3 protein-coding genes and 1 pseudogene are annotated in these 3,473 nt (G+C 61.9%); 1 reads left to right on the top strand and 3 read right to left on the bottom strand.

The window, feature by feature from the left end:
* The 3 genes and pseudogenes from EN991_RS41155 to EN991_RS28300 form a co-directional block, all read right to left on the bottom strand.
* A pseudogene (locus EN991_RS41155) lies at positions 1 to 152 on the bottom strand (type IV secretion system DNA-binding domain-containing protein); the annotation flags it as partial.
* A 17-nt stretch (positions 153 to 169) separates the two neighbouring features.
* Complete coding sequence (locus EN991_RS28305) at positions 170 to 1,954, bottom strand: sensor histidine kinase (protein WP_024501992.1); 1,785 nt, start codon at positions 1,952 to 1,954, stop codon at positions 170 to 172.
* A gap of 20 nt (positions 1,955 to 1,974) precedes the next feature.
* Complete coding sequence (locus EN991_RS28300) at positions 1,975 to 2,676, bottom strand: response regulator transcription factor (RefSeq protein WP_013528337.1); 702 nt, start codon at positions 2,674 to 2,676, stop codon at positions 1,975 to 1,977.
* Positions 2,677 to 3,019: 343 nt separating this feature from the next.
* Here EN991_RS28300 and EN991_RS28295 point away from each other — a divergent pair.
* Positions 3,020 to 3,473, top strand: a 454-nt coding sequence (locus EN991_RS28295) for a phosphoenolpyruvate carboxykinase (ATP) (protein ID WP_127369984.1), incomplete at its 3' end; no start/stop codon positions are given.

Here is a 3,473-nt window from a genome sequence, read left to right as displayed (position 1 = left end):
AGACGGCGCTGGCGCTGGCGACAATGATCTATGAGCGCCAGCGCCAGCCCCGTCTTGCCCGAGCCGGAGGCTCCGGTGATGAGAATGCCGCGCTCGCCGATCAAAACCATTGTCGCGTGAATGTTTTCAGGCTGCACGGCTGGACCAGGCATGGTTGGAATTCATGCTCTCAGCCTTCGGCCGGCAACGTCACCACAAAACGCGCGCCCTTGATCTCGCCGGGTTTGGTGCCGGGGATGTTCTCGGCGGTGAGCGTGCCGCCATGGGCCTCGACGATCTGCCTGGATATCGACAGGCCAAGGCCCGAATTCTGGCCGAACGCCTCGCCGGCCGGCCGATCCGTGTAGAAGCGCTCGAAGATGCGGTCGATGTTGTCGGCGCGGATGCCGGGGCCATTGTCGTCGATGGTGACGATGTTGAACTTGCCGGCACGCGCCAGCGACAGGCTGATGTGGCCATGATCCTCGGGAACGAAGGAACGGGCGTTCTCGATCAAATTGGTGATGACCTGGCCGATGCGCAGATCATGGCCGACGACGACATAGCCTTTGACGCCCTGCGGCAGTTTGGCGGCCTTGAACTCGATCTCGACCGCCTTCTTGTTGCGCGTCGCTTCGCGCGAAACGGCGACCAGATCGGTGATGAATTTCTTCAAATCGACCGTTCCCGCATCTTCACGCGCGAGTTCCGCGTCCAGGCGCGATGCGTCGGAAATATCGGTGATGAGCCGGTCCAGCCGCCTGACATCGTGCTGGATGATATCCATCAGCCGGCCGCGCGAATCGTCGTTCTTGGCCAGCGGCAGGGTCTCCACCGCGCTGCGCAGCGACGTCAGCGGGTTCTTCAGCTCGTGCGAGACATCGGCCGCGAAGCTTTCGATCGCCTCGATCCGGGCGTAGAGCGCGTTGGTCATGTCGCGTATGGCGATCGACAGATTGCCGATCTCGTCCTGGCGGTCGGAAAAGTCGGGGATCTCCTCACGGCTCTTGACGCCGCGCCGCACTCGCACCGCCGCCGCCGACAGCCGGCGCAGCGGATTGGCGATGGTCGAGGCGAGCAGCATCGACAGGATGGCGGTGACAAGGGCCGCGATGCCGAAGACGCGCAGGATCGCCTTGCGCTCGGCGGCGACGATCTTGTCGATGTCGCCGCCTTCGGTCGACAGCATCAGCACGCCCAGGACGGCACGAAAGCGCTGGATCGGCACCGCCACCGAAACGATCTGCTCGCCCTGCTCGCTGACGCGCACGATGGTCGAAGGGCTGCCGGTGAGCGCCTTGACCACTTCCGGGAAAGCGGCGCCATTGCCGCCCGGCTGCTCGTGATAGACCGGCAGCTCGGTGTTGCGGAAGAAGTCGAAGACAAATTTCTGGATGCGCTCGACCAGATCGGGCTCTTCTTCCTCGACCGGCGGCAGGTCGTAGCGCAGGATCTGGCCACGCGAATAGAGGTGGCGCGAATCGAGCAGCAGATTGGCGTCGCGGTCATAGATGCGGGCGCGGGTCCTGGTCGGCGAGATCAGCCTTCGCAGCACCGGGGCAACACGCTCCGGGTTGATGGGGAAATCGAGATTGTCGAGCTGGTCGGAGCCCGGCCCCAGGCTTTCGCCGGCCTGCAGTTCAAGCAGCTTTTCCGGGTCGATGCTGATCGAATCCGTCTCGACCGTCGCCGAAGCGGCGATGGCGCCGGCGATGATCTCGCCCTGGGTCATCAGGCTTTCGACGCGGGCGTCGATCAGCCCGTCGCGGAAGGTGTTGAGATAGAGGATGCCGGTCACCAGGACGGCGAGGCCGGCAAGGTTGAGGAACAGGATACGCCGCGTCAGGCTGGAAAAGATGTGATGGCCAAGGAAGCGGCGCATCGGCACCGTGATCTTCGAGACGAAGGACGGCATGATCCGCGACGGCCGCCTGGAGGCGCCCGCCGGTCTTGTTCGCTGTGCTTCCACTGCCATCGAATAGCAGGCCCTGCTACTTATGCTTCGCGGAACCGGTATCCGACTCCGTAAAGGGTTTCGATCATCTCGAAGTCGTCGTCGACGGCCTTGAACTTCTTGCGCAGCCGCTTGATGTGGCTGTCGATGGTGCGGTCGTCGACATAGACCTGTTCATCATAAGCCGAATCCATCAGCGCATCACGGCTTTTTACGACACCGGGACGCTGCGCCAGCGAATGCAGGATCAGGAACTCGGTGACGGTGAGCGTCACCGGCTCGCCCTTCCAGGTGCAGGTGTGGCGCTCCTGGTCCATGACGAGCTGGCCGCGCTCGAGAGAGCGGGCCTGCTGGCTGGGTGTCTTGGCGGCGGCCTCGCGGGCACTGGCGCGGCGCAGCACGGCGCGCACGCGCTCGACCAGCAGGCGCTGTGAGAAGGGTTTGCGGATGAAATCGTCGGCGCCCATCTTGAGGCCGAACAATTCGTCGATCTCGTCGTCCTTGGAGGTCAGGAAGATCACCGGCAGGTCGGACTTCTGGCGCATCCGGCGCAGCAGTTCCATGCCGTCCATGCGCGGCATCTTGATGTCGAGGATGGCAAGGTTCGGCGGGCGTGCCGCCAGGCCTTCCAGCGCCGACGCACCATCCGTGTAGGTCTCGACGCGATACCCCTCGGATTCCAGGGCGATCGACACCGATGTCAGAATGTTGCGGTCGTCATCGACAAGCGCGATTGTTGCCATTTCAAGCGGCTCCCTCATGAGCTGTCCCTTCTGTCGTAGAGAAGGGGCTTTTGCAGGACAAATTAGGTACAAAATGTGGCATAGGCCTTGTCCGCTGTCACGCGCGGCATGCCGGCGGCCACAATCCTACCTCGACAGGGATTGGACGAACGTACATCGCCAATCCTTTGGGCAACCGCCAAACTTTTTGCACATATAAACGATTTAAACAACTTTCAAAATATTTAAATCGATTAATGATTTGATATCATTCGTCTTTTCTGGTTCTGACCATCTCAGCCCGCGTAGTGGGCGTGCCGGGAACGTGCCGGCAAAGATGCGGCAAATCCAAGAGGGACACTCGATGTCGGAAGTCGGCAAACGCAATTCCGCCTGCGCGATCGATCATATCGGCCTGAAAACCACCGGCGTGGTGCGCTATAATTTCGGTGCGGCTGCTCTTTATGAGGACTCGATCCGGCGCGGCGAGGCCCGCTTGACCGCACATGGCGCGTTGGTCGCCGAGACAGGCCAGCATACCGGCCGCTCGCCCAAGGACAAGTTTGTCGTCCGCAACAGCGACACCGAACCGCATGTCTGGTGGGACAACAACAAGGCAATTTCACAAGCCCAGTTCGACACGCTGCTCGCCGATTTCCAGACGCATGCCGCGGACAAGGATCTATACGTCCAGGACCTGATCGGCGGCGCCGATGCGGAGCTGAAGCTGCCGACCAGGGTGATCACCGAATTTGCCTGGCACTCGCTGTTCATCCGCAATCTGCTCATTCGTCCCGATGCCGCCGAGCTCGAGCATT

The organism is Mesorhizobium sp. M7A.F.Ca.US.005.03.2.1, assembly GCF_003997795.1.
GTDB classification, from domain to species: Bacteria; Pseudomonadota; Alphaproteobacteria; order Rhizobiales; family Rhizobiaceae; genus Mesorhizobium; species Mesorhizobium ciceri.
Note: the sequence above shows the minus strand (reverse complement) of the source record. Positions and strands in the feature narration are given on the sequence as shown.

What these genes read in the sequence shown, in the direction of transcription:
- EN991_RS28305 (WP_024501992.1), bottom strand. Translation starts at nt 1,954, where the DNA reads ATGGCAGTGGAAGCACAGCGAACAAGACCGGCGGGCGCCTCCAGGCGG.
- EN991_RS28300 (WP_013528337.1), bottom strand. Translation starts at nt 2,676, where the DNA reads ATGGCAACAATCGCGCTTGTCGATGACGACCGCAACATTCTGACATCG.